Genomic DNA, 25,235 nt, shown 5'->3' with positions numbered 1-25,235 from the left:
TGCCTGCGGCTGTTATGGCGCAGACATCTTCACCCCAGGCCGCCTATCAATTACCGCGAGCCGTGCATTCAGTGTTGACTGATATCGTGCCGGTCGGTACCAAATTCTGGATGGCTGCCGGTGAACGTGGCCATATCTTGCAAAGCCTGGACGGGCAGGTCTGGCAACAAATGCCGGTGCCATTGCAGTCAAATCTGAATTCTATTTATTTCACTGACGAAACCCATGGCTGGGCGGTCGGACATGACGCCAGTATTCTGTATTCAGGTGATGGTGGTGCCAGCTGGCAAATTCAGCAATACTTACCGGAACTGGATAAGCCGTTGTTTGATATTTATTTTAAAGACCCACAACACGGGATTGCAGTCGGTGCTTACGGCATGTTTTATCGGACCAGCGACGCCGGTAAAACCTGGGTCAATGAATTCCATCTGGAACTTGCCAGCGAGGACGACCAACAACTACTGGCCGAATTAAAAGAAACCGACCCGGAAGGTTTCGCTGCAGAAATGTCGTCGGTGTTACCGCATTTCAACCGGCTTTATGCCGATGGCACCACCCTTTATCTGGTTGGTGAAGCTGGCTTTTTTGCCAAAAGTCAGGACTTCGGTCTGACCTGGCAACGGCAAGCCGAATTTTACAACGGCTCGTTGTTTGGCATCACCAGAACCAAAGCACTGAGTCTGATTGCCGTTGGTCTGCGCGGCCATGTGTTTCGCAGTACTGATCAGGGTTTAAGCTGGCAGCAAATTACAGTTCCATCGCCTTCGACGCTCAATAGCGTGATTAACGATGAACAGGGCCGGGTGTATCTGCTGGGTAATGCCGGCACTTTATTATTCAGTGATGATGATGGCCAAACCTTTGCTGCGATGAATCAGCAAGATGGCAAAGCCATTTTAAATGCGGTGGTGATTGCCGACCAATTGGTGCTGGCAACGGAAACCGGAATTAAAACCATACAGTTAAAAGAAAGCAAAGCCTTATGAGTACCAGTCGTTTTATTAACAAGTGCGAATATGCACTGTTTCGTCACCGCGGTTTTGTGATCCTTGCCTTCATCGCCATGACGTTATTTTTATTGTTTAAAGCCAGTCAAATTAAGCTCGACGCGGCTTTTACTAAAAATATTCCGTTAAAACACGAATATATGCAGACCTATTTGAAGCACGCCAAAGACTTTGGCGGTGCTAATAATATTCTGATTTCGGTGTGTGACGCGTCCGGTAATATTTTTAATCCGCAGTTCTTCGATACCTTTAAGAAAATCCATGATCAGGTGTATTACATGCCAGGCGTGGATCGGGTATTGGTGAAATCCTTGTTCAGCCCCAGCACCCGTTTTGTCGAAGTGGTGGAAGACGGTTTCGCCGGTGGCCCGGTGATCCCAGCTGATTTTGCCGCTGATGCCAATGGTCTGGCAATCGTCAAACAGAACGTCGACAAAGCCGGTATTGTTGGCCGGATGGTTGCTGATGATTACAGCTGTGCCATGGTGACGGCGCAATTGCAGGAAATTAACCCGGATACTAACGAAAAACTCGATACCATCGCTTTTGCCAATCAGCTGGAAAACGATGTCCGTGGCCAGTTTGAAAACGAACAAATCTCTGTGCATATCATCGGCTTTGCCAAAATGGTCGGTGATGTGGCCAACGGTGCCAAAGGCGTACTGGCGTTTTTCGCGGTGGCGATCGCTATTACCGCAGTAATGGTGTATCTGTTCTCCAAATCGGTGACCCTGACTATTTTACCTATTGCCTGTTCGCTGATTGCGGTGATTTGGCAGATGGGCTTATTAACAGTGCTGGGGTTCGGCATCGATCCAATGTCAATCCTGGTGCCGTTTTTAGTGTTTGCGATTGGCGTCAGCCATGGCGTGCAGATGATTAACGCCACCGGTAAAAACGTTGCCGCCGGTCTTGACGCCAAAACAGCCGCTCAGGCCAGCTTCCGCCATTTAATGATCCCTGGCGGGGTGGCGTTATTGTCTGACACTGTTGGTTTTATCACCTTGTTAATCATCGAGATTGGCGTGATCCGCGAACTGGCCATTACCGCAAGTTTAGGCGTCGGCGTGATCATTTTGACCAACTTATTCCTGCTGCCGGTGCTGATGTCGTATGTGCGCTTTAAACCGTCGTACGTTGAAGCGGTTTCGGCGCCAACACCCAAAGCTGATAAGTTCTGGCGTGCGTTATCTGCATGTGCTGAGCCGAAAGTTGCAGCGGTGATCCTGGTGATTTCAGCGGTATTATTTGCCGGCGGTTATTATCAGAGTAAGCAGCTGAAAATAGGTGATTTGCAACCGGGTGCTTCGTCGTTGCACGAAGACTCCCGCTATAACCAGGATACGTTTTTAATTACTGATCGCTACGCTATCTCTGTTGATTACATCAACGTGATGGTGGAAACCGATGCCAACGGCTGTACCTTCCACCCGATCATGGACAAGATTGACCAATTCCAGTGGCGGATGGAAAACGTGCCCGGTGTGCAAAGTGCGGTGTCCTTGCCTTCAGTGTCAAAGACCATCAATGCTGCTTTTAACGAAGGCAACGTGAAATGGCGCATTTTGCCACGCACCACCGAATCGTTGGTGCAGTCGTCGTCGCGAGTGGAAACCAGCACTGGTTTATTGAATGGTGATTGTTCGGTGATGCCGGTTATTTTGTTCTTAAACGACCACAAAGCCGAAACCATCGAAAAAGTCATCGCCGAAGCGAAAAAAGTCGGGGCTGAACTGGGGACTGATACCACCAAGTTTATGCTGGCTTCCGGCCCGGTTGGCGTGATGGCGGCGACCAACGAAGCGGTGGCTGATGCTCAGGATCCGATGACCTGGTATGTGTACATTGCGGTGATCCTGCTGTGTCTGATCAGTTTCCGCTCGATACGGGCAACGATAGCGGTGATCTTGCCGTTGTATCTGGTGACGGTATTGGCAACGGCCTTAATGACGTTACTCGGCATTGGTCTGACCGTATCGACCTTGCCGGTGATCGCGCTGGGGGTGGGGATTGGTGTCGATTACGGTATTTATATTCTGACCAATATGACGCAACCACTGCGTGATGGTATGCCGTTACGGGAAGCCTATTACAATGCGTTGAAATCAACCGGCAGTGCGGTGCTGTTTACGGCGATCACCCTGGCGATTGGTGTGAGTACCTGGGTATTCTCGGCACTGAAGTTCCAGGTCGACATGGGCATCCTGCTGACCTTTATGTTTATCGTCAATATGCTGGGTGCAGTCTTTGTATTGCCAGCATTGGCGGCATTCTTCTGGCGGAAAAACCGGTAATGCTTAAATAATTACCCAAAATCATTAAAGTTGCAGGTAGGCGGCAATTGAACGAATCTGGAACGCCAGTCCGACCCGGAGCATAGCTGTTCTATGTGACGGGTCGGACTGGCGCTCCAGTGAGAGAAAGCGGCCAACAACCCTGCAATTTTAAGGATGAAGGGGAATCGCATGTTTATGCAATTAATCTAATCAAAATGGCCTGCGGGCCATTTTGTTATTTAATAAGCTTGAATATCTTGTCAAATCTGGACTTTACAGCTGGTACAACCAGTGTGAAAGCCAGAAATAAAGCTCGAAAAGCACTACAATTGGCAATAAACTTCGCACCTGACACGCTCTGTATGTAATGCACAATCCTGCTTCCCCCTACGCAGAGATAAAACAAGGATACAAAAATGGCACTGATAGACGGTCAACCATCTGTACTTCTACAAAACGTAAGTAAACTCATCAAACAAAAAGTAAAAGATCAGGTTGAACAGGTTGAGAAATTTGCTTTCACGCTCTATGGCAATGTAGCCAACGAAGATATGTTCGGTCGTAACGACAGCGATTTATACGGTGCTGCGTTAAGTCTGTGGCAAACCTTTAATACCCATGCCGATGACAGCGCAAAAATTCGTGTGTTTAACCCGGAGATCGCCCGTCACGGTTGGGAATCTAAACACACGATCGTCGAAATCGTGGTGAAGGATATGCCGTTTCTGGTGGATTCAGTCCGGATCGCCTTAAACCGCCACAACATCACCGCGCATTTATTGCTGCATTATCCATTGCAGACTTTCCGCGATGCCAAAGGCGATATCACTGAATTCCATAAACTCGGCACCAAACAAAATCCTTCAACCCAGCAAACGGTATTTCATATTGAAATTGACCGGATGACCGACAAAGCCACCATGGATCACCTGATCGCCGAACTTGATTCAGTGATGCAGGATGTGAAACTGGCGGTGGAAGACTGGAAACCGACCAAAGCTAAACTGGAGCAGGTGATTGCAGAATTACCGGCCAATAGCGGCAAAGCAACGCCTGAGCAACTGGCAGAAACCACCGAGTTTTTAAAGTGGCTGGCCAAAGATAACTTCACCCTGCTCGGTTACCGCCAATACAGCATCGTGCCGGTGCAGGGTGACTACCGCATCGAAGGCATGGCCGATACCGCTTTAGGTTTGATGCGCCGCAGCGTTTCACGCGATTTAATGTTGTCAGATTTGCCTGATGTCGCGCGCAAACAAGCGCTGAGCACCGGTTCGCTGATCCTGACCAAAACCAATAATAAATCCCGGGTGCATCGCCCGGCCTATATCGATTACATCGGCATCAAGCGTTTTGACGCGCAGGGCCATGTGGTGGGTGAAGATCGTTTTATCGGTTTGTATTCATCGTCGCTCTACAACAACAGTGCCGGTGATATTCCACTGCTGAAAAACAAACTTTCTAAAGTGATGGCGGCTTCTGGTTTTGCGGTGGGCACGCACGCTTATAAAGCACTGCTGAATATTCTGGAAACTTATCCACGTGATGAGCTCATTCAGGCGGATGCAGACGAGCTGTTAGATATTTCAACCGGCGTGCTGCAAATGCAAGAGCGGGACATGACCCGCGTCTTTATGCGTAAAGATGCCTTTGGTCGTTTTGTCTCGGCGATGGTGTATGTGCCGCGTGAGCGTTACAACACGCAGCTGCGCAAAGAAACCCAGAATATCCTGCAAAGTTTCTTAGGCAGTACCGAGCCGGTGGAATTTACCACTTATTTCTCTGAATCCATGCTGGCCCGGACCCATTATTTTATCCGGATCAACGACAGCAATATCGAGTTCAATGTGAAAGACATCGAAAATAATTTAATTGAAGCCGCCCGTACCTGGGAAGACAAGCTGGCAAGCGCCTTAATCGGCCGCTTCGGTGAGCTGACCGGTCGTGAACTGGGTTTGAAGTATATCAACGCTTTCCCGCGCTCTTACAAAGAAGAAATGTTACCAAACGACGCGCTGGTCGATATCGCCAAACTGGAAGCGCTGACTGAAGACAACACCCTGGAAATGCTGTTCTACCGGCCGCAGGAAGAAAAAGACGATTCCAAAGCGGTGCGGTTAAACCTGTTCCATAAAGATCACCCAATTCATTTATCCGATGTTTTACCAATGCTGGAAAACTTCGGTCTGCGGGTGATTGGTGAAACGCCTTATGCCGTGCGTTGCCCGGACGGTTCGGTCAGCTGGATCTTAAACTTCAGCATGGAACTGAATGGCAAAGTGCCACTGGATTTTGAAGCGGCGCAGCAGTTGTTCCAGGAATCTTTTGCCAAAGTCTGGAAAGGCGATTTAGAAGATGACGGTTTTAACCGGCTGATTTTAGGCGCGGGTTTAACCGGTCGTGAAGCCTCATTGTTACGCTCTTTTGCTAAATACAAACGGCAAATCGGTGGCACTTTTAGCCAGGCTTATATCGAATCGACTTTTGGTCGTTACCCGGTGTTAGCTGGTTTATTGGTGCAGCTGTTTAACAGCAAATTCGCACTTGATAAAGCTGATGCAGCTGTTGCTGAGCAACTGGAAGCTGACATTCTGGCACAGCTGGAAAACGTGGCGAACCTGGATGACGACCGGATCATCCGTCGTTTCCTGGCGATTATTCAGGCGATTGTCCGTACCAACTATTTCCAAACTGCCGAAGATGGCAGTGACAAGCCGTACATTTCATTTAAAGTGCGCCCGGCAATGATCCCCGATATGCCATTACCATTGCCATTCTTCGAGATTTTTGTCTACTCGCCAAAAGTTGAAGGTGTGCATTTACGCTTTGGTAAAGTGGCCCGTGGTGGTCTGCGCTGGTCGGATCGTCGTGAAGATTTCCGCACCGAAGTGCTGGGTCTGGTCAAAGCGCAACAAGTGAAAAACACCGTGATCGTGCCGGTTGGCGCCAAAGGTGGTTTTGTTTGTAAAAAATTACCGGAAACCGGTGGCCGCGAAGCCTGGCTGAACGAAGGTAAAGCCTGTTACCGTACCTTTATCCGCGCGCTGTTGGATATCACGGACAACATCGTATTAGGTCAGATTGTGCCGCCGAAAAACGTGGTGCGCCTGGATGAAGACGACCCGTACTTAGTGGTTGCAGCCGACAAAGGCACCGCGACGTTCTCGGATATCGCCAACGGTATTTCGCTCGAGTACAACCACTGGTTAGGTGACGCTTTTGCCTCAGGCGGTTCTAACGGGTACGATCATAAAGGCATGGGTATTACCGCACGGGGCGGTTGGGAATCGGTAAAACGTCACTTCCGTGAAGTTGGCATCGATTGTCAGAGCACTGATTTTACCGTGGTGGGTATTGGTGACATGGCCGGTGACGTGTTTGGTAACGGCATGCTGTTATCAGAGCACATTCGCCTGCAGCTTGCGTTTAACCACATGCACATTTTTGTGGACCCGAACCCGGTGTCAGCAACGTCATTTGTGGAGCGCGACCGGTTATTTAAACTGCCAAACTCCACCTGGGATGATTACAACCGCGAGCTGATTTCTGAAGGCGGTGGTATTTTCCTGCGTAGTGCCAAAGCCATCAAGTTAAGCCCGCAAATGCAACAAATGCTGGGCACCGACAAAACCACTTTAACGCCAAACGAGTTAATTCGTGCGGCGCTGATGATGGAAGTCGACCTGATTTGGAACGGTGGCATCGGTACTTACGTCAAAGCCACCGATGAATCGCATGCCGAAGTTGGCGATCGTGCTTCTGAACCACTGCGGGTCAATGGTAAAGAAGTGAAAGCGAAAATCATCGGCGAGGGCGGTAACTTGGGTACTACCCAACGTGGCCGGATTGAATACGCCAGCAACGGTGGCCGCATCAACACCGACTTTATCGACAACGTCGGTGGTGTCGATTGTTCGGACAACGAAGTCAACATCAAAATCCTGCTGAACGCCCTGGTTGCCAGTGGTGATTTAACGCTGAAACAACGCAACGAATTGCTGTACAGCATGACCAACGATGTCGCTGATATCGTGATCAACGACTGTTACCGCCAGACGCAAAGTATTTCAGTGTCGTCGTTGCTCGGTGCCGAGCAGATGAAAGAATACACCCGCTTTATTCACGCGCTGGAAAAAGACGGCAAGCTAAACCGCGAACTGGAATTCCTGCCATCAGACGATGCGTTGGCTGAGCGGATGGTCAAAGGCGCGGGTCTGACACGTCCTGAACTGGCCATTCTGACCGCTTACGGCAAGATGGTGCTCAAAGAGCAGCTGGTACTGCCGGAAATTTTTGAGAACAGTTATTTTAAACAAGAGCTGTTCCAGGCGTTCCCACAAGTGCTGCAAGACAAGTACGCCAAAGAGATGGAAAACCATCCGCTGAAAGCGGAAATTATTGCCACGAAACTGGCCAATATGTTGGTGAACGACATGGGTGCCAACTTCGCCCAGCGGATGATGGAAGAAACCGGTTCAACGGTGTCTGAAGTGGCAATTAGTTACGCCATCGCCCGCGACTTGTTTGATGTGGAAACCGTCTGGCATCAGCTGGAAGAATTAGACACCACCATTCCGGCTGAGCTGCAAACGCGGTTATTGTTCCAGCTACGTCGTACCATGCGCCGCGCTACCCGTTGGTTCCTGCGTCATCGCAACAAAGCGCTGGGGATTGAGCAATCGGTCGCGTTCTTTAAACCGGCTTACCAGCAAATTGCCGCTGAATTACCGCGTTTATTAGCCGCGAACGAAGCTGAATCACTGCAAGCGCATCAAGACAAACTGACCGCGCAGCAAATTCCAGCCGATGTCGCCCGTTACCTGGCGCAGTTAAGCACGGTATTCTCAGTGATGGATATCGCCCAGGTTGCTGACAGTGAAAAAACTGATTTACTGCTGGTCGCAGAAATCTACTTCAAGCTCGGCGATAAGCTGGATCTGCACTGGTTCCTGGAGCAAATTACCCATCAGCCGGTTACCAACCACTGGCAGGCACTGGCGCGCGCGTCATACCGCGAAGAGCTGGATTGGCAACAACGGGCGTTGAGCCAGGTCGTTGTCAGAACCTGTAGCGGTCAATGTCAGGCGGAAGAGGTGATCAGTCGTTGGTTAACCTCAAACGAACTGGTTCTGGCACGCTGGAGCTTGATGCTGGCTGAGTTCAAAACAACCAAGAGCCATGAGTTTGCCAAGTTCTCAGTGGCGCTGCGTGAGCTGATGTTGTTAAGCCACCACTGTGATTCAGTCAAGTAAGGCTTTGATGCCGAACTAACTGAACACCGCTGAATGCCCCGATTATCCGGGGCATTCTTTTATCGTTTAATGGTGGGCGTTGGTGCGATAGTCTAAGTCGATGCCGCTGATTATTTTCAACAACAAATAGGTTTGTTATGTTTTATCAACTTGCAAGACAACTGATGTTTTGTGCTGATGCCGAAAAATCGCATCATTTTGCGCTGGGTAGTCTAAAAACACTGCAACACACCCCATTGTCGGCGTTGTGGCGCCAGCAACTGCCGGCCAAACCGGTGACGGTTGCCGGGATCCGCTTTGAGAATCCGGTTGGACTGGCGGCAGGTCTTGATAAAAACGCTGACTGTATCGACGCATTTTCACAGATGGGTTTTGGTTTTATCGAAGTCGGCACCGTGACCCCGCGGCCACAAGTTGGCAATGACAAACCACGGATTTTCCGTCTGCCACAAGCCAATGCCATTATTAACCGGATGGGCTTTAACAATAAAGGCGTGGATTATCTGGTCGAGAACGTCAAAAACGCTCGTTATAAAGGCGTGCTTGGCATCAACATTGGCAAGAACAAAGACACGCCAAACGAGCAGGGTAAAGACGACTATATCCACTGCATGCGCAAGGTGTATCCGTACGCCAGTTATATCACGGTGAATATTTCTTCGCCCAATACGCCCGGACTTCGGGATCTCCAGTTTGGCGATGCGTTGATGGACTTATTGATCAGCGTCAAAAATGAGCAGCTGGATCTGGCGGCGAAATATCAGAAGTATGTGCCGGTGTTTGTCAAAATCGCGCCGGATATGGATGAAGTTGCGGTGCAGCAAGTCGCCGATACTTTATTGCAAAGTAAGATGGATGGCGCTATTGCTACCAATACCACTTTGGATAGAAGTTTGGTGCAAGGTCTTCAATTTGCTGAAGAAATGGGTGGGTTAAGCGGCGCGCCTGTGCGGGCGAAAAGTACCACTGTGGTCACGCAATTGCGTGCTGCAGTAGGGCCAGAATTCCCGATTATTGGTGTCGGTGGTATTGAGAGTGCTGATGCAGCAAAAGAAAAATTTGCCGCTGGTGCGCAGCTGGTGCAAGTTTATACCGGCTTTATTTATCAAGGGCCAGACTTGATCCGGTCGATCGTCAACAGCTTATAACGATCCAGTGCGGATCATGGTTAGTTAGAGCAAATTAATCTTTAACTTATTGATCGGCAAAGTGTAAAACGCTGACATGGTATTCAATCGTCAAGGTGAAATGACATGTCAGCTTATACTCCGACCGCTAAGTGGCAATGGCTGGTGCCTTCGCAGCAGCAATCGCAACTGCAACTCGATACCGGTGCTGCGTTGCAGTTGACGCCATTTTCATCATCACAGCTGATTACCATCGAAGAAAGCCATTTCACTTTAGAGCAAGCGCAGTTTTACTGGACCTTCTGGCATTCACTCGAACAGCTGAAGTTTAGTGAAGAAGCGTGTTTTGCCGCGTCTGTTGATGCGCTTTGTTGTCAGCAGTTTGTGCGCCAAACCGGTCATAAAAGCTGGGGTTTTAATCCGGTATCTCAACACTATCAGCCCGCGATTGCCGAGCTGGTGTTTCTGGCCGGGCGTGTCTCAATGCTGGCGATTGTCACCAACAATTATGGCGCCAGCAGTCAGTTGTTGTTGCTCGATAGCGGCGAAAACCTGCAAGGAAAACAATTGCTTGCCGGCCAAGCTATCGTAGTTCTCAATGACCGTTTACAGCCGGCACTGCAACAAAAACCGACACCTCAGCGTCACTTTGCCAAGTCAGCCTGATCTGGTCTGGCCTAGTCTGATCTAGTCTCAATATCGGGTTTCTTTTGGGCTTTTTCCGCCAAATCAATCGAATCTGCTAGGCAGCTGGCCGTTAATCAGTAAAATAGCCGGGTTGATTTAATAAAGGCCTGTAGCGTGACTGAAGTAACCGACAATTTTGATGATATCCGTCCTTATAACGACGCTGAAGTTCCGGCTGCTGTGCAGCGGATTATTGCCGATCCGGAATTTATCCGCGCGGTGATCCGATTTCGGTTTGGTAGTGCATCATCCTGGCTGAGTGCCGTAGCCGCGCCATTACTGACCTGGTATTTACGCCGGAAGTGGTCCGGTTTTCAAACAGTTGAATCGGTACAACGTTATGTGTCGCGTTATCTGGATAACACCTTAAAACGTACCACCCAAGGGGTTACCTGTAGTGGTCTTGCTGCACTGAATCCAAATCAGGCATATTTATTTGTATCGAATCATCGTGATATCGCGATGGATCCGGCGCTGGTCAACTGGTGTTTACATCAACATGGTTTCACCACCGCCCGCATTGCCATTGGCGACAATTTACTGAAAAAAACCTGTGTCACCGAGCTGATGAAGCTCAACAAAAGCTTTATCGTCAAACGTTCGGCCAAGGGCCCGCGGGAGATGTTAAAAGCGTTAGGGCAATTATCTGGGTATATTCGCCATTCACTGGATACCAACAATCATATCTGGATCGCGCAAAAAGAAGGCCGCGCCAAAGATGGTAATGATCTGACCGATCCGGCCATTCTGAAAATGTTTTATATCGCCGGCAAGCAACAACAACTGGCTTTCCCCGACTATATGGCATCGTTGCAGATTGTGCCGGTCTGTTTGTCGTATGAATTTGACCCGTGTGATTTGGCCAAAGCCCAGGAGTTGTACCAGCGTCAGACCGAAGGCAATTATCAAAAAGCCGAGTTTGAAGATATCCAAAGTATTGTGCAGGGTATTGTTGGCGAGAAAGGCCGGGTGCATGTGCATTTTGGTGCGGTGATTCAAAATGCCGAAGATTTAGCCAGTCCGGAAACGATGGCAGCAGCCATTGATCGGGAAATTTATCAGGGGTATCAGCTGTATCCAGCCAATTACCTGGCGGCCAATCAGACTGATGCGGTCGACGCCAACGACAGTACGGTGGAGCAGTTTAAACGCCGGTTAGCGGCAGTGCCGGAGCAAATTCGGCCGGTGCTTTGTCAGATGTATGCCAATCCGCTCCTTAACGCAGCGCGCAGCAAGGAGCAACACTGATGGCCCGTGCTATTACCTATAAATTTAAAGGCCAGCCACGGCAGATCCCATTTAGCTACGACAAGTTTCATGATATTTATGAAGCAGTAGCCGCAGCCGAAGGCATTGATTTAACACAGTTTCTGAAAATGGAGCAGCAAGTGGCGATGACTGCAAAGCGCACCGCTGCGATTAAAGATTTCCGCCAAAAAGAGTTTATCCGCTTTGGCTTTAGCGAGATATTCCTGCATAAAGACGACAAAGATATCTAACCCTGAGTTGCGGTAATCCTTTAATCGGGATTGCTGCTCATTGACGGTTCACAGGGTGTTGTACATAAAACGAGTTGCTGGCCAACAGTGATATTCGCTTTGGCAAACCAGCCTAAAGGCATTTCCAGCGCGCCCAACACCGGCCCCGGTGATTCATGTAAATCTTCACTAAACGGCTGCATCTGGGTCACGCCGACGATGTTCCAGTTGGCATCGATAAAGGCTACGTCCAGGGCGCTTGGGGTATTTTTCATCCACAACACCATCCGTTTGGGGGTTTGATGTAACAACAACATGCCGTGCTGTAGCGGAATTTGTCCCATCAAACCTTGTCGTCTTTTCGCTTCCGTATCGGCAAGCTGCACTTGTTGGACTGAAGAGCCAACACGAAGCTGCACCAGTTCAAACTTTTCAGGAAATTCTGTTTGTGGCGGTTGTGCATGACAGCCGCTGATCAGCAGTCCAGCCAAAACCAGACCGGTATGTATTTTCACCAAAATTTCCTTTGTGTTGCAGTATCAGACGGTTATCAAAACATCCGGCGCATAAAAAAGCCAGCTTTCGCTGGCTTTTAGATGACAAGAACTTTAGTGCTTAGTTGGCGTTTAACGCCAGTCGTGGGTCCACAAACGGCAGATTCAGTGCTTCTGCCACGTGTTGGTTCACCACTTTGCCGCCAATCACGTTCAGACCATTCATTAAATGCTGATCTTCCAGTAATGCAGCTTTGTAGCCTTTGTTGGCCAGTTTAATGATAAATGGCAGGGTGGCGTTGTTCAGGGCAAACGTTGAAGTCAGTGGTACTGCGCCTGGCATGTTCGCCACGCAATAATGCACCACGTCATCAACGATAAAGGTTGGATCAGCATGGGTCGTCGCGTATGAAGTTTCAACACAACCGCCTTGGTCGATCGCCACGTCAACAATGGCTGAACCGGCTTTCATTTTACGTACGTGTTCGCGGGTCACTAATTTAGGCGCTGCAGCACCTGGAATTAACACACCACCAATGACTAAATCGGCTTCCAGAATGTGTTTTTCCAACGCATCAGCAGTGGAGTAAATGGCTTTCACTGCACCGTTAAACTGGGCGTTAATGCGACGTAACACGTCAACACTGCGATCCAGTACCACAACATCGGCACCTAAACCAACGGCCATTTGCGCCGCGTTGGTACCAACCATACCACCACCAATCACCACAACTTTAGCCGGTTCAACACCTGGCACACCGCCTAACAACATGCCACGACCAGCACATGATTTTTCCAGAGCGCGGGCACCGGCTTGGATTGACATGCGGCCAGCCACTTCTGACATTGGCGCTAACAGCGGTAAACCACCACGGTTGTCGGTGACAGTTTCGTAGGCAATACAGATGGCTTTGGATTTGATCAGGTCTTCAGTTTGCGGTAAATCAGGAGCTAAGTGCAGGTAAGTAAACAGGATTTGGCCTTCGCGTAACATGGCACGTTCAACGGCCTGTGGCTCTTTTACTTTGACGATCATGTCGGCTTTAGCGAAAACTTCAGCGGCAGTAGCCAGCACGGTGGCGCCAGCAGTGGTGTAGTCGGCATCGCCAAAACCAATGCCGTTACCAGCATTATGTTCTACAAAAACGGTGTGACCATGTGCAACAAGTTCGCGCACGCTGGCCGGAGTCATACCGACGCGGTATTCGTGGTTTTTAATTTCTTTTGGCACGCCAATAATCATAATATTCGCCTTTGAGTAAGAGCTGTAGGGGGGTAAAAATATTCGGCTAGTATAGTGGGGAATTTGCAGAATGAATGTTTGAATTTCTGAATCTTTGTAGCATAATCATCTGACATTCAGTTTTTAGCAGAATAATACACTAGCATGTTGGCGGAAAATAACAGTGCAAAAAAGCTCGACCGCATCGATCGGAAAATTCTGGTCGAATTGCAAAAAGATGGCCGGTTGTCGAATGTCGAACTGGCGAAAAGGGTAGGGCTTAGCCCAACGCCTTGTCTGGAGCGGGTGCGTAAGCTGGAACTGGATAAATTTATTTTAGGTTACAACGCCAGAGTGGACCCGAATAAAGTCGGCGCTGCGCTGCTGGTGTTTGTGGAAATTACCTTAAGTAAAACCTCGCCGGAAGATTTTGATGAGTTTAGTAAAGCGGTGCAAAAACTCGATGAAATTCTGGAATGTCACCTGGTGTCCGGCAGTTTCGACTTTTTATTAAAAACCAGGGTTGCCAATATGGCCGCCTATCGTGAATTATTAGGCGAAACCTTATTGCGACTGCCCAGTGTCCGGGAAAGCCGGACCTATGTGGTGATGGAAGAAGTGAAACAAACCACTTTTGTTGCTGTCAGTGGCTGAAGTTGTATTCATTGGTTAAATAACAAACAGATAGCATGGGTTACGCTGGTGGTGCAGCATTGAAACAGATGCACGGCTGCCAGCTCTCTGGTATCTTGGCAGGGTATTTTTTTCGACTTTTAATAGGGCCTGGCGCTTGCAAGCTAAAACCGTATTCTCACTCAATGGTATCCAACGACTGGTTGAAGTTGGATTAATTATCTTCATCGGTTTGTCGGCATTTATGTTGCTGGCGCTGTTAAGTTTCGATCCCGCGGACCCGAGTTGGTCGCAAACCGGATACCACACCGATATTCACAATTTTGCCGGGCCGGTCGGCGCCCGCACTGCGGACGTGTTGTTTGCGGTGTTTGGCTGGTTGTCTTATTTATTCCCACCATTTTTTGGTTTTTGCGGTTATCTGCTGTTTAAACGCTTTAAAGACCTGATTTCGATTGATTACCTGATCCTGGGCCTGCGTCTGCTGGGTTTGTTGGTCACGGTCATTACAGCTTGTGCCATCAGCAGCATTAATTTTGATGACTTTTTTATCTATTCCTCCGGTGGCGTGGTTGGTGATGTGATTGTCGGCATCTTATTGCCTAATCTGAATTTTGTTGGCAGCAGCCTGTTGTTACTCTGTGGTTTTTGCATGGGTTTGACCATGCTGACCGGCATTTCCTGGTTAACCGTCGCCGATGAACTTGGCCGGTTTGTGATGGACAGTTATCACTTTTTACGCCAGTTACCGGCACGTTTCCAAAAGGCGCCACCGCAAGCAGCGTTCCCTGGCAGCGCTGAAATTCCTGCGGTGAAAGCCGTTGCGCGCAGCAAAGATAAAATTCCGGCCTATGATGTTGTTGCCGACGTTGCTGAACCCGAGCCTGCCAGTGCCAAAGTGCAGGTGATCCCGCCGGTACAGGAACGCAAAGAACCTGCCTTTAGTTTTGATATGCGCGAAATGGTCGAGCCTACTTTTGATATGGCATCGCTGCATGCGGAGCAAACGCCGCAAAGTGTTGAGCAACCTGCGGTTCAACCACAATATGCCGAGCTTCACTACATGGAAGTTCCTCAAATGGAACATATCCAAACCGCAGATGGCCAGGCCGAACCTGGTGCATATAGTTATGCCGAGTCTGCGCCGGTGCAAGCAACACCAACAGTTCAGGACACAACTGCCATTAAAATTGACCCGCAGCTGCAAAGCCGGGCGTTTTTCCCAGCCGCTAATGCGCATGTGGAGCCGCTGCCATTTCAGCCACTGGACGCCCGCACTGAAGCCCGTGCCTTTGTCAGTGTGGACGAACTGGCCGACGATGAATTAAGTTACAGTGCCATTGATGATCGTTACGATACCGCTGATTTACAACAAAGTTTTGCCCACACCCAAAGCCCTTATGCGCCACCGGTGTTAAACGATGAACCGCCCTTTGATCTGGACGATGACGACGATCCAGTCAGCACTTCTGCAGTTCAGGCGCAAACGCTGGCCGAATTACTGCCAGCACTGAGTTTATTAGACCGCCCGAATAGAACCGTGAATCCAATTTCGCAGGAAGATTTAGACAAGGTGTCGCGCTTAGTCGAGCTGAAACTGCTTGATTTTAACGTCGATGCCAAAGTCGTTGGGGTTTGTCCGGGACCTGTGGTTACAAGGTTTGAGCTGGATTTAGCACCTGGCGTGAAAGTCAGTAAAATCACTGGTTTATCCAAAGATTTAGCCCGTTCTTTATCTGCCATTAGCGTGCGGGTGGTGGAAGTAATTCCAGGCAAGTCCTTTATCGGTCTGGAACTACCAAATCAACATCGCGAAATCGTCCGCTTATCGGAAGTGATTGGCGATGAAGTGTTTGAACAATCTAAATCGCCGCTTACCATGGTACTGGGCAAAGATATCGCCGGTAAATCGGTGGTGGCAGATTTAGCCAAGATGCCGCATTTGTTGGTGGCTGGTACCACTGGTTCTGGTAAGTCAGTTGGCGTTAATGTGATGATTTGTAGTCTGCTGTATAAATCAACGCCGGAAGACGTGCGGTTCTTAATGATTGACCCGAAAATGTTGGAGCTTTCAGTCTACGAAGGCATTCCACATCTGCTGACCGAAGTGGTCACCGATATGAAAGAAGCGGCCAATGGCCTGCGCTGGTGTGTCGGAGAGATGGAGCGGCGTTATAAGCTGATGTCGGCACTTGGTGTGCGTAACCTCAAGGGCTACAACGTCAAAGTTGCAGATGCAATTGCTGAAGGTAAACCGCTGCGTGACCCGATCTGGCGCCCGGCGGACGATATGCGCACCGAACCGCCACTGCTGGAAAAATTACCTTCAATCGTGGTGGTGATCGACGAATTCGCTGACATGATGATGATTGTGGGCAAAAAGGTTGAAGAGCTGATTGCGCGGATTGCGCAAAAAGCGCGGGCCGCTGGTATTCACTTAATTCTGGCGACACAACGACCTTCGGTGGATGTGATCACGGGCTTAATTAAAGCCAATATTCCAACCCGGATTGCCTTTCAGGTGTCGTCAAAAATCGACTCCAGAACCATTTTAGATCAACAAGGCGCCGAAAGTTTATTAGGCCAGGGTGATATGTTGTATTTGCCGCCGGGCTCTGGTGTGCCAAATCGGGTGCATGGTGCTTTTGTCGATGACCACGAAGTGCATGCTGTGGTAGCCGATTGGAAAAAACGGGGTCGTCCGAATTACATTCCGGAAATTCTCAATGGCGAAACCACTGAGGAAAATCTGTTACCGGGTGAAACGCTGGAAGACGAAGATGCTGAAGCCGATCCGTTGTTTGATCAGGCGGTGGCTTTTGTCACGGAAAGCCGCAAAGCCTCAGTATCCGGCGTGCAACGACGCTTCCGGATCGGTTATAACCGCGCTGCCCGCCTGGTCGAAACCATGGAGCAGATCGGCATTGTCAGCGGACCCGGTCACAACGGAAATCGCGAAGTTTTAGCTCCTCCACCGCCAAAAGGGTTTTAAATGAAAAAGTTAGTTGTTGTATTGGGCTTATTGTTCGCCGGTGGTGTACAAGCTGCCGCTGAGCAAGCGGATGCACTGAAAAACAAATTGGCGCGGCTGCACAGCTATCAAGCCAGCTTTGTACAAACCGTGGTTGATGCGAAAAATCAACCGGTACAAGAAGCCGGTGAAGGCATGTTGACGTTAAAGCAGCCGTCATTGTTTCGCTTTGAAACTTTAAGCCCGGAGCCAAACCTGTTTATTGGTGATGGCAAAACCTTGTGGCATTACAACGAATTGTTGGAACAAGTCAGCTTGTATGATGCCAAAAAAGAAGTGAACCGGACGCCGTTTGTGTTGTTAACATCCAACGATGCTAGCTTGTGGCAACAGTACGAAGTCAGCGGTGAAGGCCAGAAGTTTGTTATCACCCCAAAAAGCGCTGACAATCCGGTGCGCCAATTAACCCTGACCTTCTCTGGCGTTGGCTTATCGCATATGGCGGTGCTGGATAATAACGGTCAGCGTAGCGACTTCGAATTTTTGGCGATCCAAAATAACGTCAATATCGAAAGCAGTTTGTTTAAATTTGAGGCACCCAAAGGTGTCGAAGTGGATGATTTGCGCAACAAGTGACCAGTTTAAGTTTCGACTTTTTGCCTGACGTCCGGCCACTCGCTGCCAGACTCCGGCCGTTACAACTGGCCGACTATGTCGGCCAGCAGCATTTAGTTGGCCCTGGTACACCACTGCGCCAGGCGATTGAAGCCGGGCGCGTCACGTCGCTGATTTTCTGGGGGCCACCTGGCACCGGCAAAACCACCTTGGCCGAATTGGTGGCCAGCCATGCCGATGCATTTCTTGCGAAAATCTCTGCGGTGACTGCTGGTGTGAAAGAAATCCGCGAAGAAATTGCCGCCGCTAAACAGCGGTTAATCGAGCGGCAGCAGCGCACCTTGTTGTTTGTCGATGAAGTGCACCGGTTTAATAAAAGTCAGCAAGACGCTTTTTTACCGCATATTGAAGATGGCACCATTATTTTTATTGGCGCGACCACCGAAAACCCGTCGTTTTCTCTGAATAACGCATTGTTATCGCGGGCACGGGTTTGTATCCTGAAAAAAATCGCTGCTGAAGAGCTGCAAAGCGTGTTGAACCGGGCACTGGCCGATGTTGAGGCTGGTTTAGGCGCACAGCAATTGACGTTGGAGCCGGCTGCTACCGAGTTATTACTAGGCTTGGCCGATGGCGACGCCAGACGTTTGCTGAATTTACTGGAACTAGCGGCGCAATCGGTGCACGCACAAGGCGAAAGTTATATCAGCGCGGCACTGTTAAAACAGTTGGTACCACGGCAACTGCCTGGTTTTGATAATCAGGGTGATCAGTTTTACGATCTGATTTCGGCCTTGCATAAATCAGTACGTGGTTCCAGTCCGGATGGCGCTTTGTATTGGTATTGCCGTATTTTAGAAGGTGGTGGCGATCCATTGTATGTAGCGCGCCGGTTGCTGGCGATAGCTTCGGAAGATATCGGCAACGCCGACCCCAGAGCGCTGACGATTGCACTGGATGCCTGGGATACTTTTAGCCGGGTCGGGCCAGCCGAAGGCGAAAGAGCCATTGCCCAAGCGTTGATTTATCTGGCATTAGCGCCGAAAAGTAACGCGGTCTACAGTGCTTTTAAGCAGATGCGCGCTTTGGTGCAGCAGTCACCTTCTTTTGAAGTGCCACTGCATTTACGCAATGCGCCAACCAAGTTAATGAAAGAAATGGGGCATGGCGATGGTTATCGTTATGCGCACCATGAACCGGGCGCTTATGCCGCCGGCGAGCGTTATTTACCGGACGAGCTTGCCGGGCAGCAGTTTTATCAGCCAAGCGACCGGGGTCTGGAAAAGCAGTTGCTGGAAAAACTTAAGTATCTGCAGCAGTTAGACGCAGACGCCAAAGCCAATGGGGAAGGCCGTGACTAGTTTGAGTCAATACCTGGCAATTGCCGTGGGCGGTGCCATCGGCGCTTGCCTGCGGTTTGCGGTGGGTGAATGGATGCTGCATCTTTTTGGCAGAGCATTCCCTTTTGGCACTTTGCTGGTTAATATTCTCGGGTCTTTTGTCATCGGGCTGTTGTACGGATTATTGATCACCGAGCAGCTGGCTCCCAACCCCTGGCGGATTTTTATCGGCATTGGGGTACTGGGTGCGTTTACCACTTTTTCAACATTTTCAATGGACACTGTGTTGTTGTTACAGCAGGGCGCCTGGTTCAAAGCCGGTGCCAACGTCGTGCTTAACCTGGTGTTGTGTTTAACCCTCGCCTGGCTTGGTCTCAAGCTTGGCTCGATGAAGTATTAATTATGTTAGATAGCAAATATTTACGTGGTGACATTGCCGAAACGGCACAACGCCTGGCAACCCGTGGTTTCACGCTGAACGTTGCCCAAATTAACGCGCTGGAAGAACAGCGCCGCGAACTGCAGGTCGCAACGCAAGAGCTGCAAAATCAGCGTAATAGTAAATCCAAAGCGATAGGCCAGGCTAGAGCCCGGGGCGAAGATATCGCGCCTTTGCTGGCCGACGTTGATGGTTTAGGCGACGCGCTGAACAAGGCAAAAATTCAGCTGGATACGGTATTGGCCGAGCTTGATCAAATCGCCTTAACTTTGCCGAATTTACCGGATTTATCAGTACCTGTCGGTAACGACGAAACCGGTAATGTTGAAGTGCGCCGTTTTGGTGACATTCCGACCTTTAGCTTTGAGCCACAGGATCACGTCGCCGTTGGCGAAGCGCTGGCCGGTGGTCTGGATTTTGAAAGTGCGGTGAAAATTGCAGGTTCCCGGTTTGTGGTGATGAAAGGCCAAATTGCCCGGATGCATCGGGCATTAGCGCAATTTATGCTGGACCTGCACACCGAACAGCATGGCTACACTGAGCTTTATGTGCCTTATCTGGTGAACAAAGATTCATTGTACGGTACCGGTCAGTTACCGAAGTTTGGTGCGGATTTATTCCACACCCAACCGGCCACTGAAGAAGGTGTTGGCATGAGCCTGATCCCAACGGCCGAAGTGCCGGTGACGAATTTGGCGCGCGATCGGATTTTTGATTTAGCTGACCTGCCGCAAAAATTTACTGCCCACACGCCATGTTTTCGCAGTGAAGCCGGATCATACGGCCGCGATACCCGCGGGTTAATTCGCCAGCATCAGTTTGAAAAAGTCGAATTAGTACAGTTGGCGCACCCGGAGCAGTCCATGGCCGCTTTAGAACAGCTGACCGGTCACGCCGAAAAAGTGTTACAGCTTTTGGGTTTACCGTATCGGGTGATGTTGCTGTGCACCGGCGATATGGGTTTTGGCTCGACCAAGACTTACGATTTAGAAGTGTGGCTGCCAGCGCAAAAGACCTACCGTGAAATTTCGTCTTGCAGCAACATGGGCGATTTCCAGGCTCGAAGGATGCAGGCCCGGTTCCGGCCGGAAGAAGGCAAAAAGCCTGAACTGCTGCATACCTTAAACGGTTCTGGTTTAGCGGTTGGCCGCACCTTAGTAGCAATTTTGGAAAACTATCAGCAAGCCGATGGCTCGGTGCGTATTCCTGAAGTGCTGCAACCCTATATGGGTGGTAAAACCGTTATCTCTGCGTAATTTATTCTATGTTGAAACAGCCGGTGTTAACACCGGCTGCGTTTTTGGAGTTGTTCATGCCAAACACAGCGAAGGCTGCCGACAAACCCGCAGTCATTAAAAAAGTGGTTCGAAAAGAGCGGGTCAGTCTCACCAAGCTAATGCTGCGCTGGGTGTACTGGTTGATCGTTCTGGCCGTGGTTGGGGTTGTTGGATTTGTGATCTTCGAAGCAGCCTGGATCTGGTATTCAAACACCCGCGCGTAGCCATATTGCGATGGCAACGATCGGCGCACTACTGCTGACGCGGTGAGTGTCGCCCTACAAGCCATCAATTTCGACCATTTATAACTATCGGCAATTTACAAACAACGCGCCGGTTTTGGCAAACCCGCAATTCGGGTCGCTTGCTTTGCCGGACCTTCCGGAAACAGCATAAATAAATACTTACTATTCCCCTTCTCCGGCCCCAATTTGGCAGCAATTGCTTTCACCAATACCCGAATGGCCGGTGATGTTCGAAATTCCTGATAAAAATCACGCACAAACAGCACCACTTCCCAGTGTTCAGCGCTCATGTTGACTTGTTCCAACCTGGCAAATTCCAGCGCTAAAGGCTCTGACCATAAACTAAGATCCGCCAGATAACCATGCTGATCCAGCGGAATGCTTTGCGCTTTGATGATCAGACTTAACATAACACCACCTGTTGCGCTTCCAGACATAATTCAACCCACTCTGCATCACTCAGCAATTGCACCGACGCCGGGCATAATAGCTGTCGGTCATTGATATCTTGCTGTAATGCGTAGAGTTTTGCTGTCGGCCACTGCTGAGCGGTCAGCAACTGATAAACGCCATCTTGCCGAAACAACAAAGCATCATCCTTTGTGACCAGGCTGAGCAAGCGGGGAGAGCCAGCAGTACATTGATACAAAATCATCTAAAACCTCAGGATCTGCTGTTGTTGTGCCAGTAGCGCTTGGATGTCGGGATCTGCCATTGCGGTGACGGCGATTAAACATTGCTCCGGTAACATCTGATACCGCTGCAACGCGCAAGCGCTGGCGACGACAGCGGCAACTTCATAGAGCTCAAATAGTTTCTGTGCTGGGGTGTAATCTTTGCAGCCAAGCATGGCGGCGCTATGCACTGGCAGCAGTTGCAACACCGCAGCCTCCTGATAAATCACTGTCACCTGATGCTCAACTGCTGCCAGCGCCATAATCATGTCATGCGCTTCACGGCTGATGGCGCCATCAAACGGGCTGTGGCTAAGTAATACCGCGATTTTTTTCATTAAAATTGCACCACCTGATCAACAGCGTCCAAACGCATCGCAAATTCAGCCAGGCCGGCGGCGATAAAACCAGCTCTGGCTGGGGCTGCTGCTGTGGCAAAACCACGTTTTTCGGCGGCGGTGACGCAATACAACAATGGAATATCGTGCTGCTGGCAAAAGGCAATTAGCAGCGCTGCGCTATCGGGCTCGTCCGCAGGTAAGTCAATGCCCGCGACAATGGCTTGTACTGCGTCCTGATAAAAGAAAATATGGTCAAGCTGATGGTGCTGTAACAAAGCGGCCTTGGCGAAGCGCAACACTGAGGCCAAGGTAGGGCAGGCATAAGTGCTTGATTGAACGTATAAAGCAAAAACTGCCATCGAGAACCGCCCGAATAAAATCAACAATATGATGAAGAACCGCAGCTAAAAAAAAGCCCCGACTAGCGGGGCATTTTAACGAACTTCAGTTTTGCTGCAACTATTAGTCGTCGCTGTTCATAAAACCAAGTAACGATAACAATGACGTGAACAGGTTAAAAATGTTCAGGTACAAAGAAACCGTGGCGCGGATGTAGTTGGTTTCGCCACCTTGCACGATACGGCTGGTGTCATACAGAATAAATCCTGACATCAACAGCACCACAACCGCGTTAATTGCTAAATGTAATGCCGGAACCTGAAAGAAGATATTGGCGATACCTGCAATCACCGCCATCACTAAACCAACAAACAAAAAGTTACCCATAAATGAGAAATCTTTTTTGCTGGTTAAGGTGTAGGCAGAGAGAGAGAAGAAAATTAATGCAGTAGCGCCAAAGGCTTGCATGATAATTTCCGGGCCATTCGGCATCGCAGCATAACGATTGAGCATTGGGCCAATCGAAGCACCCATCACGCCGGTAAAGGCAAATACCCAGAATAAACCTGCGGCAGTGTCGGCTTTTTTGATCACGACAAACACCAGCACCAGCGCCAGTAACGTTAAGCCAAGACCGACCATTGGGCCAAAATCGAGCATCATCGCGATGCCTGCAGTAACAGCACTCAACGTCAGCGTCATGGCCAGTAAAGTGTAAGTATTGCGCAGTACTTTGTTGATACTTAAGCTGTCTGAGCCAGTAAGGATCTGTTGGTTTTGGTAAGACATAAGCACTCCTGTGATGGTTAATACGGGCAAACTATACAAGTATCTGTGATTGAAGTCAGCTATTTTGACCTTTGGTTGGCGGAATAATTCAGTTGTTGCGACGAAAGGTGCCTCGAACAGACTAAAAAATAAACGTTTGATCTTTATAAATCAATTCAAGATGTTAAATCTTCAAAAAACACTTTCTTTTCGAGAGTGATCTGATTAAGATACGCCGCATTGGAGAGATGGCAGAGTGGTTTAATGCACCGGTCTTGAAAACCGGCGAGGGTTAGTAGCCCTTCAAGAGTTCGAATCTCTTTCTCTCCGCCATATTTAAAAGCCCAGCTTAATCGCTGGGCTTTTTCGTTATGGGTGATCCATGAACACCTTATGGCTTGGTCACGGATAACACTAAATCATGAAAATCAAAGCTAAAATCGGTGATGTCCGGGTTCACCAACTGCATTTTAGCGCCTTGTAATTGATTTTTAGCACCAAATTCAAAGTCAATATAGGCGTCGGCTTCCATCAGTCGGTCATCCCATTGCACTACAAACCTATTGCCACTGTGGTGTACCAGCCAGCCTTGCAGTTTTGGCGTGTGCGAAAATTTAATCCGCAGCTTGCCATCGATCTGTTTGATACTGACATGACCGTACCAGTCGCTGGCAAAGTTGGCACTGTAATGCTGATTGGTTAAGGCCGGTTGTACTTCAGTCAGTTGTAGCGGACCGCTATTTTTATACAGTTTTTCGCGGCCACTGTGGTATTTGCCGCTAAGTTCCTGCAGCCAATCTTTGTCCGGCAATGCCAAAGCCTGCTCTAGTACTTCGCGGCTGATGACGGTAATGGCTGGAAATGCTTGCTGATTGGTCAGGATCACAATGCCAAGCTTTTGCTCCGGCACAAGCGTGACCTGTGACACCATCCCCAGAATGCCTCCGCCATGGCTTAAACGTTTATAGCCAAAATAATCATCAATCGACCAGCCGAGGCCATAACCGGCAAACTGCTGGCGGGTGCTGTCAAAGCTGTTCTGCGATACCGGTGCGTTGATATGCAGCTGCCACATTTGCTGTTGTTGGGCCGCGCTAAAGAGCCTTTTGCCATCAGGCATCACGCCGTTGGCCAGTTGGGTGCGCAGCCACAGGCTCATCTCGCTGACATTGGATGCGATAGCGCCAGCGCCGCGGAAATCTTCCAGGTAATCCAGTGGGTAGCGTTGTAGCTTGTTGTCCAGCGGAATATGGCCGACGGCACGGTTTTGGTTGTCGGCTGCGATTCTGGAGAATCCGGCTGCTGTGGTGGTCATGCCTAGCGGGCTGAATAGTTGTTGTTCGACAAATTGCTGCCAGCTTTGGCCTGACACTCTGGCGACCACTTCACCGGCCACGACAAACATCAGATTGTTATAGGCGTATTCGGATCGAAAACTGCTGGCTGGTTTGATAAAACGCAGGGCCTTGATGATGTCGGCCGTGCTTTTGTTGGTATCAGGCCAAATCAATAAATCGCCGGCGCCAAGGCCTAAACCAGAGCGATGACTTAATAAATCACGGATGGTCATTTCGCGGCTGACATACGCATCAAATAATTGAAATTCAGGAAGATGCTGGATGACCTTGTCATCCCAGGATAATTTGCCCTGATCGACCAACATCGCCAGTGCCGCGGCGGTAAAGGCTTTGGTATTTGAAGCAATGCCAAACAAAGTTTGTGCTGTGACCGGCTGATTGTTGCCAATATCCCGCACGCCGTAGCCTTTGGCGAGTAACACCTTGTCCTGGGATACCACCGCAATCGCCAGACCCGGCACCTGAAACTCGGCCATGGCGGATGTCACTATCTGGTCTATTTTTTTTAGGTCAAGCGTGGCAGTGGCAGACGCAGGATCGACTGAAGAGGCAACTGCGTCAGCGCCACTGAATAAACTGCTGAGGATAAGAAAAGTCGGTACAAGTTTCATTATGGTCCTTCGCATTGATTGTCAGCCAAAAAATAACCCGGCATCACGCCGGGTTATCTGCTGTTAAGTTACAACAAC

General features: G+C 49.6%; 22 protein-coding genes and 1 tRNA gene. 15 read left to right on the top strand and 8 right to left on the bottom strand.

Features of this window, described 5'->3' with window-relative positions:
• Positions 1-14 precede the first annotated feature (14 nt).
• From EOE67_RS04450 to EOE67_RS04420, 7 genes are all read left to right on the top strand, one after another.
• Entirely contained in the window at positions 15-989 is a 975-nt protein-coding gene (locus EOE67_RS04450; RefSeq protein ID WP_240652713.1) for a WD40/YVTN/BNR-like repeat-containing protein, read from the top strand.
• A complete protein-coding gene (locus EOE67_RS04445) occupies positions 986-3,304 on the top strand; it encodes an efflux RND transporter permease subunit (protein ID WP_127697844.1) in 2,319 nt (772 codons plus the stop codon). The genes EOE67_RS04450 and EOE67_RS04445 overlap by 4 nt, the downstream gene beginning before the upstream one ends.
• Before the next feature lie 398 nt (positions 3,305-3,702).
• Entirely contained in the window at positions 3,703-8,538 is a 4,836-nt protein-coding gene (locus EOE67_RS04440; RefSeq protein ID WP_127697843.1) for an NAD-glutamate dehydrogenase, read from the top strand.
• 137 nt (positions 8,539-8,675) lie between these two features.
• A complete protein-coding gene (pyrD, locus tag EOE67_RS04435; RefSeq protein ID WP_127697842.1) occupies positions 8,676-9,686 on the top strand; it encodes a quinone-dependent dihydroorotate dehydrogenase in 1,011 nt (336 codons plus the stop codon).
• A gap of 105 nt (positions 9,687-9,791) precedes the next feature.
• Positions 9,792-10,331: a cell division protein ZapC domain-containing protein gene (locus EOE67_RS04430; protein ID WP_127697841.1), complete on the top strand. Its 540-nt coding sequence runs from the start codon at positions 9,792-9,794 to the stop codon at positions 10,329-10,331.
• Between the two features lie 135 nt (positions 10,332-10,466).
• A complete protein-coding gene (locus EOE67_RS04425; RefSeq protein ID WP_127697840.1) occupies positions 10,467-11,600 on the top strand; it encodes a 1-acyl-sn-glycerol-3-phosphate acyltransferase in 1,134 nt (377 codons plus the stop codon).
• Positions 11,600-11,851 carry a DUF2960 domain-containing protein gene (locus EOE67_RS04420; RefSeq protein ID WP_127697839.1) on the top strand — a complete coding sequence of 84 codons (252 nt, stop codon included), beginning with the start codon at positions 11,600-11,602 and terminating at the stop codon, positions 11,849-11,851. The genes EOE67_RS04425 and EOE67_RS04420 overlap by 1 nt, the downstream gene beginning before the upstream one ends.
• Before the next feature lie 20 nt (positions 11,852-11,871).
• Here EOE67_RS04420 and EOE67_RS04415 read toward each other — a convergent pair whose 3' ends face one another.
• Together EOE67_RS04415 and ald are read right to left on the bottom strand one after the other, a co-directional pair.
• Positions 11,872-12,345, bottom strand: a complete 474-nt coding sequence (locus EOE67_RS04415) for a DUF192 domain-containing protein (protein WP_206099426.1) — start codon at positions 12,343-12,345, stop codon at positions 11,872-11,874.
• Positions 12,346-12,445: 100 nt separating this feature from the next.
• A complete protein-coding gene (gene ald, locus EOE67_RS04410) occupies positions 12,446-13,567 on the bottom strand; it encodes an alanine dehydrogenase (RefSeq protein WP_127697838.1) in 1,122 nt (373 codons plus the stop codon).
• Positions 13,568-13,711: 144 nt separating this feature from the next.
• On the opposite strand from ald, the gene lrp reads away from it, so the two are divergent.
• From lrp to EOE67_RS04375, 7 genes are all read left to right on the top strand, one after another.
• A complete protein-coding gene (lrp, locus tag EOE67_RS04405; RefSeq protein WP_127697837.1) occupies positions 13,712-14,200 on the top strand; it encodes a leucine-responsive transcriptional regulator Lrp in 489 nt (162 codons plus the stop codon).
• A gap of 136 nt (positions 14,201-14,336) precedes the next feature.
• Positions 14,337-17,171: a DNA translocase FtsK gene (locus tag EOE67_RS20790; RefSeq protein WP_127697836.1), complete on the top strand. Its 2,835-nt coding sequence runs from the start codon at positions 14,337-14,339 to the stop codon at positions 17,169-17,171.
• A complete protein-coding gene (gene lolA / locus EOE67_RS04395; RefSeq protein WP_127697835.1) occupies positions 17,172-17,786 on the top strand; it encodes an outer membrane lipoprotein periplasmic chaperone LolA in 615 nt (204 codons plus the stop codon).
• Positions 17,783-19,126 carry a replication-associated recombination protein A gene (locus EOE67_RS04390; protein ID WP_127697834.1) on the top strand — a complete coding sequence of 448 codons (1,344 nt, stop codon included), beginning with the start codon at positions 17,783-17,785 and terminating at the stop codon, positions 19,124-19,126. Before lolA ends, EOE67_RS04390 begins: the two co-directional genes overlap by 4 nt.
• Positions 19,119-19,505, top strand: a complete 387-nt coding sequence (gene crcB, locus EOE67_RS04385) for a fluoride efflux transporter CrcB (protein ID WP_240652712.1) — start codon at positions 19,119-19,121, stop codon at positions 19,503-19,505. The genes EOE67_RS04390 and crcB overlap by 8 nt, the downstream gene beginning before the upstream one ends.
• A 2-nt stretch (positions 19,506-19,507) precedes the next feature.
• Complete coding sequence (gene serS / locus EOE67_RS04380; RefSeq protein ID WP_127697832.1) at positions 19,508-20,800, top strand: serine--tRNA ligase; 1,293 nt, start codon at positions 19,508-19,510, stop codon at positions 20,798-20,800.
• Between the two features lie 56 nt (positions 20,801-20,856).
• Positions 20,857-21,045: a hypothetical protein gene (locus EOE67_RS04375; RefSeq protein ID WP_127697831.1), complete on the top strand. Its 189-nt coding sequence runs from the start codon at positions 20,857-20,859 to the stop codon at positions 21,043-21,045.
• Positions 21,046-21,140: 95 nt separating this feature from the next.
• On the opposite strand, the gene EOE67_RS04370 is transcribed toward EOE67_RS04375, so the two are convergent.
• From EOE67_RS04370 to EOE67_RS04350, 5 genes are all read right to left on the bottom strand, one after another.
• The gene (locus EOE67_RS04370; RefSeq protein WP_127697830.1) at positions 21,141-21,476 is read right to left on the bottom strand and encodes a TusE/DsrC/DsvC family sulfur relay protein; all 336 of its coding nucleotides are present in this window, start codon (positions 21,474-21,476) and stop codon (positions 21,141-21,143) included.
• Positions 21,470-21,721, bottom strand: a complete 252-nt coding sequence (locus tag EOE67_RS04365; protein WP_127697829.1) for a DsrH/TusB family sulfur metabolism protein — start codon at positions 21,719-21,721, stop codon at positions 21,470-21,472. Before EOE67_RS04365 ends, EOE67_RS04370 begins: the two co-directional genes overlap by 7 nt.
• Positions 21,722-22,078: a DsrE family protein gene (locus EOE67_RS04360; protein ID WP_127697828.1), complete on the bottom strand. Its 357-nt coding sequence runs from the start codon at positions 22,076-22,078 to the stop codon at positions 21,722-21,724.
• The gene (locus EOE67_RS04355; RefSeq protein WP_127697827.1) at positions 22,078-22,440 is read right to left on the bottom strand and encodes a DsrE/DsrF/TusD sulfur relay family protein; all 363 of its coding nucleotides are present in this window, start codon (positions 22,438-22,440) and stop codon (positions 22,078-22,080) included. The genes EOE67_RS04360 and EOE67_RS04355 overlap by 1 nt, the downstream gene beginning before the upstream one ends.
• Positions 22,441-22,543: 103 nt before the next feature.
• Positions 22,544-23,209 carry a Bax inhibitor-1/YccA family protein gene (locus EOE67_RS04350; RefSeq protein ID WP_068063174.1) on the bottom strand — a complete coding sequence of 222 codons (666 nt, stop codon included), beginning with the start codon at positions 23,207-23,209 and terminating at the stop codon, positions 22,544-22,546.
• Between the two features lie 221 nt (positions 23,210-23,430).
• On the opposite strand from EOE67_RS04350, the gene EOE67_RS04345 reads away from it, so the two are divergent.
• A tRNA-Ser gene (locus EOE67_RS04345) sits at positions 23,431-23,521 on the top strand.
• Positions 23,522-23,579: 58 nt separating this feature from the next.
• Here the strand turns inward: EOE67_RS04345 and EOE67_RS04340 are convergent.
• Positions 23,580-25,157 carry a serine hydrolase gene (locus EOE67_RS04340; RefSeq protein ID WP_127697826.1) on the bottom strand — a complete coding sequence of 526 codons (1,578 nt, stop codon included), beginning with the start codon at positions 25,155-25,157 and terminating at the stop codon, positions 23,580-23,582.
• Positions 25,158-25,235 lie beyond the last annotated feature (78 nt).

This window comes from Rheinheimera riviphila (genome assembly GCF_004005945.1).
GTDB lineage: Bacteria > Pseudomonadota > Gammaproteobacteria > Enterobacterales > Alteromonadaceae > Pararheinheimera > Pararheinheimera riviphila.
This window is presented reverse-complemented; position numbering and strand designations above follow the sequence as displayed.

Coding starts and splice junctions, on each gene's coding strand:
- EOE67_RS04355 (WP_127697827.1), bottom strand. CDS start 22,440: ATGGCAGTTTTTGCTTTATACGTTCAATCAAGCACTTATGCCTGCCCT.
- lrp (WP_127697837.1), top strand. CDS start 13,712: ATGTTGGCGGAAAATAACAGTGCAAAAAAGCTCGACCGCATCGATCGG.
- EOE67_RS04370 (WP_127697830.1), bottom strand. CDS start 21,476: ATGTTAAGTCTGATCATCAAAGCGCAAAGCATTCCGCTGGATCAGCAT.
- EOE67_RS04450 (WP_240652713.1), top strand. CDS start 15: ATGGCGCAGACATCTTCACCCCAGGCCGCCTATCAATTACCGCGAGCC.
- serS (WP_127697832.1), top strand. CDS start 19,508: ATGTTAGATAGCAAATATTTACGTGGTGACATTGCCGAAACGGCACAA.
- pyrD (WP_127697842.1), top strand. CDS start 8,676: ATGTTTTATCAACTTGCAAGACAACTGATGTTTTGTGCTGATGCCGAA.
- ald (WP_127697838.1), bottom strand. CDS start 13,567: ATGATTATTGGCGTGCCAAAAGAAATTAAAAACCACGAATACCGCGTC.
- EOE67_RS04365 (WP_127697829.1), bottom strand. CDS start 21,721: ATGATTTTGTATCAATGTACTGCTGGCTCTCCCCGCTTGCTCAGCCTG.
- EOE67_RS04340 (WP_127697826.1), bottom strand. CDS start 25,157: ATGAAACTTGTACCGACTTTTCTTATCCTCAGCAGTTTATTCAGTGGC.
- EOE67_RS04420 (WP_127697839.1), top strand. CDS start 11,600: ATGGCCCGTGCTATTACCTATAAATTTAAAGGCCAGCCACGGCAGATC.
- EOE67_RS04440 (WP_127697843.1), top strand. CDS start 3,703: ATGGCACTGATAGACGGTCAACCATCTGTACTTCTACAAAACGTAAGT.
- EOE67_RS04360 (WP_127697828.1), bottom strand. CDS start 22,078: ATGAAAAAAATCGCGGTATTACTTAGCCACAGCCCGTTTGATGGCGCC.
- EOE67_RS04375 (WP_127697831.1), top strand. CDS start 20,857: ATGCCAAACACAGCGAAGGCTGCCGACAAACCCGCAGTCATTAAAAAA.
- lolA (WP_127697835.1), top strand. CDS start 17,172: ATGAAAAAGTTAGTTGTTGTATTGGGCTTATTGTTCGCCGGTGGTGTA.
- EOE67_RS04445 (WP_127697844.1), top strand. CDS start 986: ATGAGTACCAGTCGTTTTATTAACAAGTGCGAATATGCACTGTTTCGT.
- EOE67_RS04350 (WP_068063174.1), bottom strand. CDS start 23,209: ATGTCTTACCAAAACCAACAGATCCTTACTGGCTCAGACAGCTTAAGT.
- EOE67_RS04430 (WP_127697841.1), top strand. CDS start 9,792: ATGTCAGCTTATACTCCGACCGCTAAGTGGCAATGGCTGGTGCCTTCG.